The following is a 12637-nucleotide window of genomic DNA, read 5'->3' as shown; positions in this document are numbered from 1 at the left end:
TGACACGGTGGCGCTGTGCGTCCGGGCTCAGGCGAGGGTGATGTCGTCCGCGTGGTACGTGCCCTGGCCGTACCAGCCGTGGACCCACACGGTCACCGAGGTGGTGCCGGACCCGGTGGTGAAGCTGGTCTTCAGCTGCGCGTACGCGCCCCCGGTGCCCGGCGTCCAGTTGCTGGTGTCGCTGGTGCCGCTGCCGGTGACGCCGAGGTAGACGTACGAGCCGTTGACGTAGGCGGACAGGGTGTAGGTGTGCCCGGGCTGCACGGAGACGGTCTGCGAGCACTGGGCGTCGTCGCTGTTGGAGGCGGCGCCCGCCAGCGCGTGGCTGCCGCCGTGCACCGGCGAGGAGACGACCGAGCCGGTGCCTCCGGTGCAGGTCCACGGGGACAGGCTGCCGGTCTCGAAGTCGCCGTTGACCACGGGACCGCCGCCGCCGGTACCGCCGGTGGTGCTGCCGGTCGTCGTGCCGCTGGTCGTGCCGGACGTGGTGCCCGAGGTGGTGCCGCTGGTCGTCCCCGACGTGGTGCCCGACGTGGTGCCGCTGGACGTGCCGCCGGTCGTCGTGCCGGTGGTGGTGCCGGACGTGGTCCCCGACGTGGTGCCGCTGGACGTGCCGCCTGTGGTGCCCCCGCCGCCGGAGCAGCTGCCCGCGCTGCCGTTGACGTCGTTGACCACGGCGTTGAACAGCGTGGTCTGCGGGTCCAGGTCGTACAGCGAGAACATCATCGCGCCGCCGAGGGCGTTGCAGTGGATGTAGTCGGCCCTGGCCTGGATGGACTGGGCGGACTCACCGCCGTAGAAGTTGGTGCCGTCGTAGAACCACGCGGACTGGGTCGTGGGGTCCCAGAAGGTGTCCGAGGGGTTGTCGACGACGCCGGTCAGCTCCTTGTACATCGCCACGCCCGGCACGTTGCCGCTCAGCGTGTGCCCGGCCGACGGACCCGTGGCGCTCTGGTAGAGGCCGTGGTTGCCGCCCGCCGGCACCCCGGTCCAGCCGCGGTAGTAGAACGGGATGCCCAGGTTGACCTTGCCGGACGGGAAGCCGCCTGGGATGCCGTAGGCGCTGTCCCCCTGGGTGTACGCCTTGATGACCGAGTCGATGACGTACTTCTCGCTGCCCGGCGGGATGGCGCCCGACGGGTCGCTCGCCGACGGGTACAGCGGGTCCTGGAAGTTGGTCGGGCCCGTGGTGTCCCAGGCGCCGTGCATGTCGTAGGTCATCATGTCGCCGAAGTCCAGGTACTGGCCGATCTTGTCGGTCTGCACCTTGGCGATCTTGTCCTGGCCGCCGGGCAGCGCGGCGGTGAGCGCGTAGTGCTTGCCGTCGGCGGTGCCCTGGGTGTTCAGCTCGCTGCGGAACTCCCCCAGCAGCGACGTGAAGTTGGCCGTGTCGGCGGCGCTGTAGTGGTTGCCGAGGTGACCGCCGGACGAGCCCGGGTACTCCCAGTCGATGTCGAAGCCGTCGAAGATGCCCTTCGCGGTGCCCGCGCCGCCGTAGCCGCCGGAGGCGGGGATGTTGCCCTTGATGAACATGTCGATGCACGACGACACGAACTTCTGCCGCGAGGCGGCACTGGCCGCCACGTCGGAGAAGTACTTGGAGTAGGTCCAACCGCCCAGCGAGAGAAGGATCTTGAGGTTGGGGTGCTTGGCCTTCAGCTCCTGGAGCTGGTGGAAGTTGCCCGCGATCGGCTGGTTGTAGACGTCGCTGGTGCCGTCCACGCTGATGCTGCCGTCGAAGCTCTTCTGGTAGTCGGCGAACTGGTCCCCGGCGCCGTCACCGGCGTTGGGGTCGTTCTCGCCGGCCGGGTCGGGGTCGGTGGCCTTCGTCGTCTCGAAGCAGGTCAGGTTGGCCGGGTCGATGTTCTCGAAGTCGTAGATCAGGTAGTCGAGCTTGCCCGCCAGGCCCTCGGTGTCCAGGGCCTTGGGGTAGAAGGCGTTCTGGTAGATGCTCCACTGGTCGTAGTACGCGACCTTGAGCCCGCCGCTGGTGGCCGCGGGCTGCGCCGCCGCGGCCTTGGCGGCGCTCGCCGTGGCGTGCGCGCTGCCGTTCCCGAACACCGCCAGGGCTCCCAGGAGGAGGCCGACGACGGCGACGAGACTGGTCAGTGACGGTCTGATCGAGGGGACTGATAAGCGCATGGCATCCTCCTGTGACGGGACGGGGCGTCGATCGGCGCCCGGTCCGCTGGTGGGGGCAGAGGTGCGGTGGTGCTGGGGCGTGGGCATGCCGCGGGGCATGCCGGGGCCGGGCGCCCGGGGTGACCGCCGGTGGGGCGGGGCGACGACCGGCCGCGAATGGCATAGACACGACATCTGATCCAAGGACAGATGTACTGGGGGGTTCTGACCCGGTCAAGGCTTTGGACTAGACCAACTCAAGGTCGGACTGGACCACTTCCGCACGGCACGTGCGGGCGTCACCGCCCGGCCGGACCCCTGGGCCGGGCGGTGACGTGCGGCTCCGAGCGGGCGGCCTACCGCGCGCCGGCCGCCCCGGCGGCCGGGCGGTACGCGAACCAGTCGAAGGCGGCGCTGCCCTCGGTGGCGTACATGCCGATCACCCTGCCGGTGAAGCCGGTGGCGACCTGGGTCGACAGGTAGCGGCCGTCGAGCCGGGCGATCTCGGTGCGCGCGGCGCCGCCGGCCCCGGCCGCAGCGCCGTCCCCGACGGCGTCCGCGCCGCCCTCCCCGGTGCCGACCGAGAAGGCGATCGTGTCGGGCCCGTGGGCGCCGACGCCCGCCGGGCCGTCCGCCGGGTGCGCGGCGTCGGTGACCGACGGGGGCAGCAGGCCGGTGGTGCGGATGTCGACGGCGAGGGTGAGCGGGCCGGGCGGGACGGCGAGGTGCGCCACCCGCTGGCACAGCGGACCGATCCGCGCGAACACCTCGACCGTGCCGGCGGCGACCTCCAGGTCGTAGTGGTGGGCCTCGTCCATGCGCACCGACAGCCCGGCGCGCCCGGCGCCGGGGTCGACGCGCACCGCCACCGCGCACTCGGGGTGCTGCTGCCGGCGGCCGAGGAACGTGTGGCCCGGCCGGTCGAGCGACGGGCCGGTGGCGTGCAGCGTCAGCCAGCCCGGCCGCTCGGCCAGCGACCAGGAACCCTCGGGACGGCTGCGCGGGGAGATCCAGACCGGCGACAGTTCCGAGGCGTCGAAGTCGTCGCGCGCGGGCTCGGGCGGGAACGGCCGCCAGACCGCGGGCGCGGGGTGCCGCTCGCGCACCGGCCCGGCCTGCGGCCAGCCGTCCACCCACGTCACGGGCGTCAGGAACGTCTCCCGGCCCAGGACGTGGAAGGAGGGGAAATAGCCGCGCGGGCGGGTGCCGAGCAGCACCATCCACCAGGTGCCGTCGGGCGCCTGGACCAGGTCGGCGTGGCCGGTGCTCTGGATCGGCAGGTCGGTGCTGCGGTGCGTCAGGAACGGGTTGCCGGGGCCGGGTTCGAACGGGCCGCGCGGCGAGCGGGCGCGGGCGATGGACACGCCGTGCCCGTCGGCGGTGCCGCCCTCGGCGATCATCAGGTACCACCACTCGCCGATGCGGTAGAGGTGCGGCGCCTCCGGGTACTGCAGCCCGGTGCCCGACCACACCGGCCAGGGCCCCTCCAGGACCCGGCCGGCCAGCGGGTCGACGCGCGCCACCTGGACGCCGGAGACCGCGCACCAGCAGGTGCCGTCCTCGTCCCAGGCCAGGTCGGGGTCGATACCGGGCAGGTCGAGCCGCACCGGGTCCGACCACGGCCCCTCGGCGCGCTCACTGGTGACGACGAACGTGCCCTTGCCGAGCACGTCGGTGGTGATCAGGTAGAACAGGCCGTCGTGGTGGCGGAGCGTCGGCGCGTAGACGCCGGCGGAGGCGGGCACGCCCGCCGGCAGGTCCAACTGGGCCGGGCGCTCCAGCGCGTTGCCGATCTGCCGCCAGTGCACCAGGTCCCGGCTGTGGAAGATCGGCACCCCGGGGACGTACTCGAAACTGGAGCACGCGAGGTAGTAGTCCTCGCCCACCCGGCACACGCTGGGGTCCGGATGGAAGCCCCCGATGACCGGATTGTCGTAAGTCCGCACGCCCCGCGCCTCCGAAATTTTCGACCATCCGACCGAATGTTAGCGCCCGCACTCTAGGTACGGGTCCGCGCCGGGTCAAGGCCGCGGGCCGTCCAGGCCGGGGGGGGCGGGCCGTCCGGGCCGGGGGCGCGGGCCGGAGCGCGGGGTGTCCGGGCTGGGGCGCGGGGGCGGCGCGGGCCGGAGCGGGGGGCGGCGCGGGGCACGGTCGCCGCGCGCGCCTGCGGTACGGCCGCGGCACTCCCACTGCACCGCCCGTGTGACACCGCCGGGCGCCCGACGGGCGGTACGCGGCCCCGGGGGCCCGCCGTTCGTATGGTGCGCAGATGACTGCACCACACACACCACAGATCGACTACCGGGCGGCGTTCCAGGCCCTGCCGACCATGGTGGCGCTCCTCACGCCGGAGCTGGTGTACGCGGACGTGAACGAGGAGTTCCTCCGCCAGTCCGGCCGCTCGCGCGAGCAGGTGGTCGGCCGCCGTCTGTTCGAGGTGTTCCCGGACAACCCGAACGACCCCGCCGCCACCGGCAGGCGGAACCTGGAGGCGTCGCTGCGCAGGGTCGCGGCCACCGGGGAGCGCGACACCATGGCGATGCAGCGCTACGACGTGGAGTCGCTGGAGCGGCCCGGGCACTGGGAGCAGCGGTACTGGAGCCCGATCAACGCCCCGGTGCTCGGCCCGGACGGACGGGTGGTGCTGCTGCTGCACCGGGTGGAGGAGGTCACCGAGCTGATCCGGGCGCGGGGCCGGTCCGACGGGGCGTCCCGCGACGCCGGGGGGCGGTCCGCCGTCCTGGAGGCGGAGCTGTACAGCAGGGCCCGCGAGCTGCAGGAGGTCAACGAGCGGCTGCGGCACGCGCACGCCCGCGAACGCGAGGTGGCGCTGGCGCTGCAGGACGCGATGCTGCCGGCACCGCGCCCGATGGGCCATCACCGTTCCGCGGTGCGCTACCGCCCGGCGACCGGGGCGCTGAACGTCTGCGGCGACTGGTACGACCTGGTGGAACTGCCCGGCGAGCGGACGGTGGTGGCCGTCGGGGACGTCGTCGGCCACGGGCTGTCGGCGGCCGGCGTGATGGGGCAGCTGCGCAGCGCGCTGAGCGCCGCCTCCCGGGTGTCGGCCGGTCCCGCCCAGGCGCTGGAGGTCGTGGACCTGTACGCGCGGTCGGTGGACGGCGCGGAGTCCACCACCGTCATGACGGCGTGCATCGACTGGGGCTCCCGCTCCATGACGTACAGCAGCGCCGGCCATCCGCCGCCCGCGCTGCTGCGCCGCGACGGCGCGGTGGAGTTCCTCGACCGGGCCACCGATCCCCCGCTCGGCGCCCGGCCCGAGCACGCCGCACGCCCGGAGGCCACCGTGGCGTTCGCCGCGGGCGACACCCTGGTCCTGTACACCGACGGGCTGGTCGAGCGCCGCGGCGAGGACATCGACACGGGCCTGGGCCGGCTCGCCACCACGCTGGCCGCCCACCGGGCCACGGATCCCGAGGAACTCGCCGACGTCCTGCTCTTCGAACTGCTGCCGTCCGGCGGCGCCACCGACGACACCGCCCTGGTGGTCATCCGGCTGTGACCCCGCCCGCGCGGGGCGGAACGGGTGGGCCGGAGCGCATGGGCCGGAGCGCGCGGGCCGGAGCCCATGGGCCGGCAACGGACGGCGGGGACGCGGGCGTTCAGTCCCGGCGGGCCCAGAAGAGCGCGTGCCCGCTGTCGCCCTCCGGGACGAACTCCTCGTGGACGACGGTGAGTCCGGCCTCGGTGATCCAGCGGCGGTTGGTGGCCGCGTCGGCGTGGCTCCACCACATGGGCGCGCCGCCGCCGAGCCAGTCCTCCTCCACGCCGGTCCACGCGCGCTGCCCCGTGGTGGCGAGGAACCATCCGCCGGGCCGCAGCCAGCCGGCGATCCTCCGCAGCAGCGGCGGCTGTTGGGCCAGCGGCAGGTGGATCAGCGCGAACAGGCAGACCACCGCGTCGAACGTGCCGGGCGGTCCCGGGGCGAACGCCGGGTCCGTGATGTCGGCGTGCACGAACTCCGCGCCGGGCACGCGCTCTCGGGCCCTGCGGATCTGCACCTCGCTGAAGTCCGCCCCGGTCACCCGGAATCCGGCGGCGGCCAGCGACCGCGCCGGCACCCCGCTCCCGCACCCCAGGTCCAGCACGGCCCCGCCGCTCGGCACCCGCCGCGCCAACTCCCGCAACCAGTCCCCGTACTTGTCCGCCTCCTCGTACGCCTGGTCGTACCGCACGGACACGGCGTCGTAGCCGCGCCGCACCATCGCCCCGGGATCCTCGGCACTGTCCACGACGCCGGACCCTAGCGGGGCGGCGCGGGCCGCCGCGACGGCATTACGGGGCCGCGGGCCCCGCCGCCGGGCCGGGGACGTGGGGTCAGCGGGCCACCGGGCGCCGGGGGCCGCTCAGGGCCGCACGAGCACCTTCAGCGCCTCGCGGGCGTCCATCGCCCGGTAGCCCTCGGGAGTGCCGTCGAGGTCGACGGTGCGGTCGAAGACCCGGCCGGGCTCGATGCGCCCCTCCAGGATGTCGGGGAGCAGTTCCGCGATGTAGGCGCGGACCGGGGCGGGGCCACCGGTGAGGGTGACGTTCGCGCCGAAGAGCGTCCCGAAGCCGATCGGCGCCTCCTCGTACTGGGGCACGCCCACGCGGCTGATGGTGCCGCCCGCGCGGACCACGCCGTACGCCTGCTCGTACGCGGGCCGGAGCCCGACCGCCTCGATGACGACCGGGCTGCCGCCGCCCGTGAGGTCGCGCACCTTCTCCACACCCTCGGCACCGCGCTCGGCGACCACGTCGGTCGCCCCGAACGCGCGCCCGAGATCGGTCCTGGCGGTGTGCCGTCCCATGAGGACGATCCGCTCGGCGCCCAGGCGCCTGCTGGCGAGCACCGCGAGCAGGCCGACGGCGCCGTCCCCGATCACGGTGACGGTGCTCCCCTGGCGCACCCCGCCGCGGACCGCCGCGTGGTGGCCGGTGCCGAGCACGTCGGAAAGGGTGAGCAGGGAGGGGATGAGCGCGTCGTCGGGCGCGACCGGCAGCCGGACCAGGGTGCCGTCGGCCAGCGGCACCCGGACCGCCTCTCCCTGGCCGCCGTCCGCGCCGCCCACGGCCCAGAAACCGCCGTGGACGCACGAGGTCTGCAGCCCTGCCCGGCAGTGTTCGCAGGTGCCGTCCGAATAGGCGAACGGGGCGACGACCAGGTCGCCCCTGGCGACGGTGCGGACCTCGCTCCCGGCCTCCTCGACCACGCCGATGAACTCGTGGCCCATGCGGACCGGGCCGCCGGCCGCGGACATCGCGCGGTAGGGATGCAGGTCACTGCCGCAGACGCAGGCCGTGGTGACGCGGACCAGCGCGTCGGTGGGTTCCTTGAGCGCCGGGTCGGCGACCTGTCCGACCCGGACGTCTCCTGCTCCGTACATGAGTGCTGCGCGCACGGTGTTCCTTCGGTTGGAGTGCGGTTTCTCGGCTTCGAGTCCCTGACCCCCTCCAGGAGACGCCCCGGCCCGCGCAGGTGGGAGTCACCCCTTTTACAGGTAACGGCAGTACCTCCCAGGGGGCGCGCGGGCCGTTTTACGGTGGGAGGGTCGAAGGGACGGCACGCGACGATCGGCAGGAGGAGTCCCCCATGGCACCGGATCGCGGGGTCCGCACATGACCGGCACCGGCAGGGAGACCCGGGCCGCCGAGGTCAAGGAGTTCCTGAGCACGCGCCGGGCGCGGATCACCCCTGAGCAGGCCGGGCTGCCGGTGTACGGCGGGAATCGCCGCGTGGCCGGGCTGCGGCGCGAGGAGGTCGCCCTTCTCGCCGGAATGAGCGTGGACTACTACGTCCGCCTGGAACGCGGAAATCTCAGCGGCGCCTCGGATGCGGTGCTGGAATCCCTCGCCCACGCCCTGCAGCTCAACGAGGCCGAGCGCGCCCACCTGTACGACCTGGCCCGCGCGGCCACGCCGTCGGGCCACCGGCCGGCCGTGACCGCCTCACGCGTGCGGCCCACGATCCTGCGGACGCTCGACGCGATGGCCGGCGTCCCCGCCTACGTGCGCAACGGGCGGTTCGACGTCCTGGCCGCCAACGCGCTGGGACGGGCCCTGTACGCGCCGGTCTTCGACTCCCCGCTGTTCGCCCAGCGCGGCCCGGTCAACAGCGCGCGCTTCCTGTTCCTGGATCCCGCGGGCCGGGACTTCTGGCCCGACTGGGACCGCGCCGCCGGCGACTCGGTGGCCTTCCTGCGCACCGAGACCGGACGCGCGCCGCACGACAAGGCGCTGACCGACCTGATCGGCGAACTCACCACCAAGAGCGACGAGTTCGCCCGCCGGTGGGCCCGCCACGACGTGAAGTTCCACCGTTCCGGGGTGAAGCATCTGCGTCATCCGCTGGTCGGCGAACTCGCGCTGCCCTACGAGGCGTTGGAGCTGCCGGCCGATCCCGGCCTGCGCCTCTACGTCTACACGCCGGAACCCGACTCGCGCGAGCACGAGGCCCTCGGCCTCCTCGCGAGCTGGGCGGGCACCGGCACGACCGTCTCCGCACGCGACGACTGACGGCGGCGCCACGCCTGTCGCGACATCGCCACCCCACCAAGGAGTACGCCTTCATGCACTACCGACCGCTCGGCCGCACCGGTGTCCAGGTCAGCCCGCTCTGCCTGGGCGCGATGATGTTCGGCCCCTGGGGCAACCAGGACGAGGCCGACTCGGTCCGGATCATCCACCGGGCCCTGGACGCGGGCGTCAACTTCGTCGACACCGCGGACGTCTACTCCGGCGGCGTCTCCGAGGAGATCGTCGGCAAGGCGCTCAAGGACCGCCGCGACGACGTGTTCCTGGCCACCAAGTTCTTCATGCCGATGGACCAGGACGACCCCAACCAGCGCGGCGGCTCGCGACGCTGGATCATCCGCGAGGTCGAGAACTCCCTGCGGCGGCTCGGCACCGACCACATCGACCTCTACCAGGTCCACCGCCCCAGCCCGGACACCGACGTCGCCGAGACCCTCGGCGCGCTGTCCGACCTCGTGCACCAGGGCAAGGTGCGCTACCTCGGCTCCTCCTCGTACTCCGGCTCCCAGATCGTCGAGGCCCAGTGGGTGTCCCGGGAACGGCACCTGGAACGGTTCGTGACGGAGCAGCCGCCGTACTCGGTGCTCGTGCGCGGCATCGAGGAGGACGTGCTCCCCACCGCGCGGCGCCACGGCATGGGCACGCTGACGTACAGCCCGCTCGCCGGCGGGTGGCTCTCCGGCCGCTACCGCAGGGACGCCCACTCCGGCCCGGCCTCAGCGGCCCGGCCCGGGGCCCGCTTCGACATGAGCACCCCCGCCAACCAGCGCAAGCTCGACGCCGTCGAGCAGCTCGCGCTTCTCGCCGACACGAGCGGGCTGAGTCTGATCGAGCTGGCCGTCGCCTTCGTGCTCCACCACCCCGGCGTCACCTCGGCCATCATCGGCCCGCGCACCATGGAGCAGCTCGAGGCGTTCCTGCCCGCCGCCGACGTCACCCTCCCGACCGACGTCCTGGACCGCATCGACGAGATCGTGGCCCCCGGCGTGACGGTCAACCCCGTCGACAACAGCTACGGCGACACCACCCTCCGGCCGGACCAGCGCCGCCGCTGACCCGCGCGGGCCGACCTGATCATGATGGGTGACCTCACCGGCCATCACTCACTTGAGGAGTGGTCCTGCCCTGCACGAAGGTCACTCCGATCAGACTTCACCCCCACCAGCCAGAGGGTTGAACGCGTTCAATAGAGTTCGCCCGACAATCTTTCCCGGGCCATCACCCGGAGGTCCGAGGGAGTACACGTGGGACGACGGCTAGGGCGGGCCGCTGTTCTCGGCGGGGCGGCGACGGTGCTGACAGTCTCCTGCGGTCTGGCCTCAGCGCTCTACGCGGCGGATATTTCGACGCCCCAGTTGGAAGGGCGGTGGACCAGCAAGGCAGGAACGTCCCTGACCTTCTACGCCGATCACACTTTCACCAGCAAGCGCGCCGCCATCATGCCCGACGCTGCGGCCTGCGATGATCCTGCGGATCTGCGATCAGGCCGCTGGGCGTTCTTCGCGCAAACCGGAAGCAGCGGAGTTGAGGCCCCCGACGAGTCCGCCACCCATGGCACCGCAATGGAACTCTCCTTCAGCGCCACCACCGACTGCACCGTGTCCGTCTACCTGTTCGGCGACGATGAGCACCCTGCTATGTGTCCGACAGAGGACGCCGATGCCGGTTGCCCATCAAGCTCCTACCTCAACCGGGCCATCAGCTCCGGCGAACGGACCGGGGCTGCGGGATCCGCAGAGCGAGCGCAGCGACCCGCCGAGGAACGGGTGACCTGATGTCGCACGTGCTCGCCGCGGAATGCGATCGATTCGAGGGCATGCATGGCCTGGCACCTCGACCGGCAGATCGAACTCATCGGCGGCAAGGCCGTGTTCACCCCTCCGAAGTAGGCCAAGGGATTTGAGGAGCTGCTGGTTCGTCAGCCCTGGGAGGGTGGGCGAGCCAGCGGTCGTCCTGGAACTCGGCCGGGACTTCGTCATTCCACGGATCGATCCCGCGGCGCTCCAGCTCGTCAAACCACCGGTCCCGCTGTGACTCGGGGAGGCGTCGTCCGCACCAGGGGCAGAAGTCGATGATGATGCTCGATGTGCCGCCGTCGTGGATGATCAGCCCGTACTCCTGGAACTTGGCACTGAATGCGACCAGCGCGTCCGGGCAGTCGAAGGGGTCGTCGTGCTGGTCGCAGCGCACGTTCACGCAGCGGCCCATCTCCTCGCAGCAGGGGTTGCTCATGACCTCGGATTCTCGTCGATCGCCACCACGTCCAGTCGGGGACGGTGAGCTGTTGCAGCCGTCACCCGCTGCTTCCAGGCAGTGCCCTGGACGCGGAGCGTCCGGCCGTGACGGCTTCAATACCGTCATGGACTCTCCGATCTGGGCGGAAGTGCCTGCCGCTGACCGCTCCGCCGTTGACAGCCTGATCCACGAAGACCATCGGCTCGCGGCGGTCAAGCGCCTGCGCGAGGCGTTCCCGGTCGACTCCAGGCCGGGCCTGTACGACGCGCTCGACGTGGTGGCGGAGCGCTACCGGGAGCTCGGCCGACGCTTCGAGCGCTACCCGACCCCGCCGCTGAACCTGCCGGCGCTGACGGAGAAGGTGAATGCTCTGCCCGGCCGTGCCGTGGCCATCGAGGCGCTGTGGGACGGTGACACGGACGGCTGGTGCGTGGACCTGACGGCGCTGACGGACGATCCGGCTGCCGAGCACCGGCTTGCGATCATTCGGCACGGCAGCGACATGCGGCTGTTCAACGGTTCGGTTCCTCCCTGGCCCGAAGCACAGGAGGCGTCGACGGTTGGTCGTGCCCTGGCCGAGCATCTCGGCGTGCCGTTCCACTTCGCCAGCCCCGACGAGCCCGACCTCGACGCTCCCCGCTGGAGGACCACCTCGTGAACACCCCCGCGGCCGGGCTCGACGGCTTCGCTGCAGCTTCAGCTCGATAATCCGAGGAGCTTCCGATCTGAGTCCTGGCGCCGCACCGCCCCGGGTATGCCGACGGATCAGCCGCCTACTCGCCCATGCTTGTGAGGAACGAGTGGATCTCGGCCGCGAGGTTGCGCATCTCCTCGCCGGCCGCGTGCACGGTGGTGGTCTCGAAGCGCCATTCGTCGGATGGAGGACGGCCGTGAATGGCCCACGTCAGGTGGACGTAGCCGCCGGCGCGGTGTTCCGCCGAGATGGTCAGGTCATGTTCCAGGGAACGCCAGGCGCGCGCTCCCTCCCAGCCACGGAAGTCCTCGGCCAGCGCCGAGAGAAATGTGTCCAGCCCGTCGCCGCCCCACGTCCGCACCAGAGTCTCGACGCTCACCCATCGCCCGCGAGCTTTCACCAGGAAGTCGAGGGTCGGATCGTCCCCGAACGGTCTTGCCGGCTCGGACATGAGCAGGTGGACAGGGCCCGGTCCTTGGTCTCCGACGCGTACCACTGGGCCGTCTTCGATCATTCGAGCAGGTTAGAAGTCGTGAGACTGGATGACCAACTGCTTTCTACGCCCTGCGAATGCCCTCGGCGGTATGATCGCCCACCATGGCTGTGGATCTCGCGCGGGACCTCCTTCCGGATGGGCTGTGAAAGCTTGCTCGCCCCCTACCGCGCATCACCGACGGGTCTGGTGCAGGGTTGGGTGACAGGTTGACCTGCCCCATGGTTCGGGTTCCAGCTGGGGTGGCTAACTGGCGGCGTGGATGGGGTCTTGTGCGGAGAGTAGTTCGTACTCGATGGGGGTGCGGTAGCCCAGTGCTGAATGTCGTCTCTGGCGGTTGTAGAAGATCTCGATGAACTCGAAGATCGCGTTGGCCAGTTCGACCCGGGTCTTCCAGCGCTTGCGGTTGAGCAGCTCGATCTGCATCGAGGACCAGAACGATTCCATCATCGCGTTGTCCAGGCCGTCCCCGACGGTGCCGAACGACGGCAGGAGGCCGGCGGAGCGGATCCGTTCGCCGAAGACCCAGGAGGTGAACTGGGTGCCGTGATCGGCGTGAA

Annotated in this window: 12 protein-coding genes; 5 read left to right on the top strand and 7 right to left on the bottom strand. The window is 71.9% G+C overall.

What is annotated here, in order from left to right:
• Positions 1-27: 27 nt before the first annotated feature.
• Together BMW99_RS21175 and BMW99_RS21170 are read right to left on the bottom strand one after the other, a co-directional pair.
• The gene (locus BMW99_RS21175; protein ID WP_069466247.1) at positions 28-2142 is read right to left on the bottom strand and encodes a glycosyl hydrolase family 18 protein; all 2115 of its coding nucleotides are present in this window, start codon (positions 2140-2142) and stop codon (positions 28-30) included.
• Between the two features lie 335 nt (positions 2143-2477).
• A complete protein-coding gene (locus tag BMW99_RS21170; protein WP_075017329.1) occupies positions 2478-4067 on the bottom strand; it encodes a glycoside hydrolase family 43 protein in 1590 nt (529 codons plus the stop codon).
• 323 nt (positions 4068-4390) lie between these two features.
• Between BMW99_RS21170 and BMW99_RS21165 the strand changes: the two genes are divergently transcribed.
• Positions 4391-5644 carry a PP2C family protein-serine/threonine phosphatase gene (locus BMW99_RS21165; protein WP_075017328.1) on the top strand — a complete coding sequence of 418 codons (1254 nt, stop codon included), beginning with the start codon at positions 4391-4393 and terminating at the stop codon, positions 5642-5644.
• Positions 5645-5744: 100 nt separating this feature from the next.
• Here the strand turns inward: BMW99_RS21165 and BMW99_RS21160 are convergent, their stop codons facing one another.
• Entirely contained in the window at positions 5745-6374 is a 630-nt protein-coding gene (locus BMW99_RS21160; RefSeq protein WP_245791568.1) for a class I SAM-dependent methyltransferase, read from the bottom strand.
• A gap of 114 nt (positions 6375-6488) precedes the next feature.
• Positions 6489-7523 carry an alcohol dehydrogenase catalytic domain-containing protein gene (locus tag BMW99_RS21155; protein WP_075017326.1) on the bottom strand — a complete coding sequence of 345 codons (1035 nt, stop codon included), beginning with the start codon at positions 7521-7523 and terminating at the stop codon, positions 6489-6491.
• 217 nt (positions 7524-7740) lie between these two features.
• Here BMW99_RS21155 and BMW99_RS21150 point away from each other — a divergent pair, with 217 nt between their 5' ends.
• The 3 genes from BMW99_RS21150 (at position 7741) to BMW99_RS21140 (ending at position 10430) form a co-directional block, all read left to right on the top strand.
• Complete coding sequence (locus BMW99_RS21150; protein ID WP_069464708.1) at positions 7741-8637, top strand: helix-turn-helix transcriptional regulator; 897 nt, start codon at positions 7741-7743, stop codon at positions 8635-8637.
• A gap of 53 nt (positions 8638-8690) precedes the next feature.
• A complete protein-coding gene (locus BMW99_RS21145) occupies positions 8691-9710 on the top strand; it encodes an aldo/keto reductase (protein WP_069464709.1) in 1020 nt (339 codons plus the stop codon).
• 237 nt (positions 9711-9947) lie between these two features.
• A complete protein-coding gene (locus BMW99_RS21140) occupies positions 9948-10430 on the top strand; it encodes a hypothetical protein (RefSeq protein WP_141726224.1) in 483 nt (160 codons plus the stop codon).
• 97 nt (positions 10431-10527) lie between these two features.
• Here BMW99_RS21140 and BMW99_RS21135 read toward each other — a convergent pair whose 3' ends face one another.
• Positions 10528-10887 (bottom strand): DUF6980 family protein, encoded by a 360-nt coding sequence (locus tag BMW99_RS21135; protein ID WP_069464711.1) that lies wholly within the window; start codon positions 10885-10887, stop codon positions 10528-10530.
• A 127-nt stretch (positions 10888-11014) separates the two neighbouring features.
• On the opposite strand from BMW99_RS21135, the gene BMW99_RS21130 reads away from it, so the two are divergent.
• On the top strand, positions 11015-11548 hold the full coding sequence (locus tag BMW99_RS21130; protein WP_069464712.1) for a hypothetical protein: 534 nt from the start codon (positions 11015-11017) through the stop codon (positions 11546-11548).
• A 115-nt stretch (positions 11549-11663) separates the two neighbouring features.
• Here the strand turns inward: BMW99_RS21130 and BMW99_RS21125 are convergent, their stop codons facing one another.
• Positions 11664-12098 (bottom strand): DUF6228 family protein, encoded by a 435-nt coding sequence (locus tag BMW99_RS21125; protein ID WP_107451622.1) that lies wholly within the window; start codon positions 12096-12098, stop codon positions 11664-11666.
• A 225-nt stretch (positions 12099-12323) separates the two neighbouring features.
• Positions 12324-12637: integrase core domain-containing protein (locus BMW99_RS21120; protein ID WP_143080552.1), on the bottom strand; the 314-nt coding region annotated here is incomplete at its 5' end.

Origin of the sequence: Actinacidiphila rubida, assembly GCF_900110255.1 — a bacterium.
Classification (GTDB): Bacteria; Actinomycetota; Actinomycetes; order Streptomycetales; family Streptomycetaceae; genus Actinacidiphila; species Actinacidiphila rubida.
The sequence above is the reverse complement of the archived record's forward strand: the minus strand, read 5'-3'. Positions and strand labels throughout refer to the sequence as shown.

Bases quoted from the DNA above. Each gene is read 5' to 3' on its own strand.
- BMW99_RS21150 (WP_069464708.1), top strand. From the start codon at position 7,741: ATGACCGGCACCGGCAGGGAGACCCGGGCCGCCGAGGTCAAGGAGTTC.
- BMW99_RS21130 (WP_069464712.1), top strand. From the start codon at position 11,015: ATGGACTCTCCGATCTGGGCGGAAGTGCCTGCCGCTGACCGCTCCGCC.
- BMW99_RS21135 (WP_069464711.1), bottom strand. From the start codon at position 10,887: ATGAGCAACCCCTGCTGCGAGGAGATGGGCCGCTGCGTGAACGTGCGC.
- BMW99_RS21165 (WP_075017328.1), top strand. From the start codon at position 4,391: ATGACTGCACCACACACACCACAGATCGACTACCGGGCGGCGTTCCAG.
- BMW99_RS21145 (WP_069464709.1), top strand. From the start codon at position 8,691: ATGCACTACCGACCGCTCGGCCGCACCGGTGTCCAGGTCAGCCCGCTC.
- BMW99_RS21125 (WP_107451622.1), bottom strand. From the start codon at position 12,098: ATGATCGAAGACGGCCCAGTGGTACGCGTCGGAGACCAAGGACCGGGC.
- BMW99_RS21175 (WP_069466247.1), bottom strand. From the start codon at position 2,142: ATGCGCTTATCAGTCCCCTCGATCAGACCGTCACTGACCAGTCTCGTC.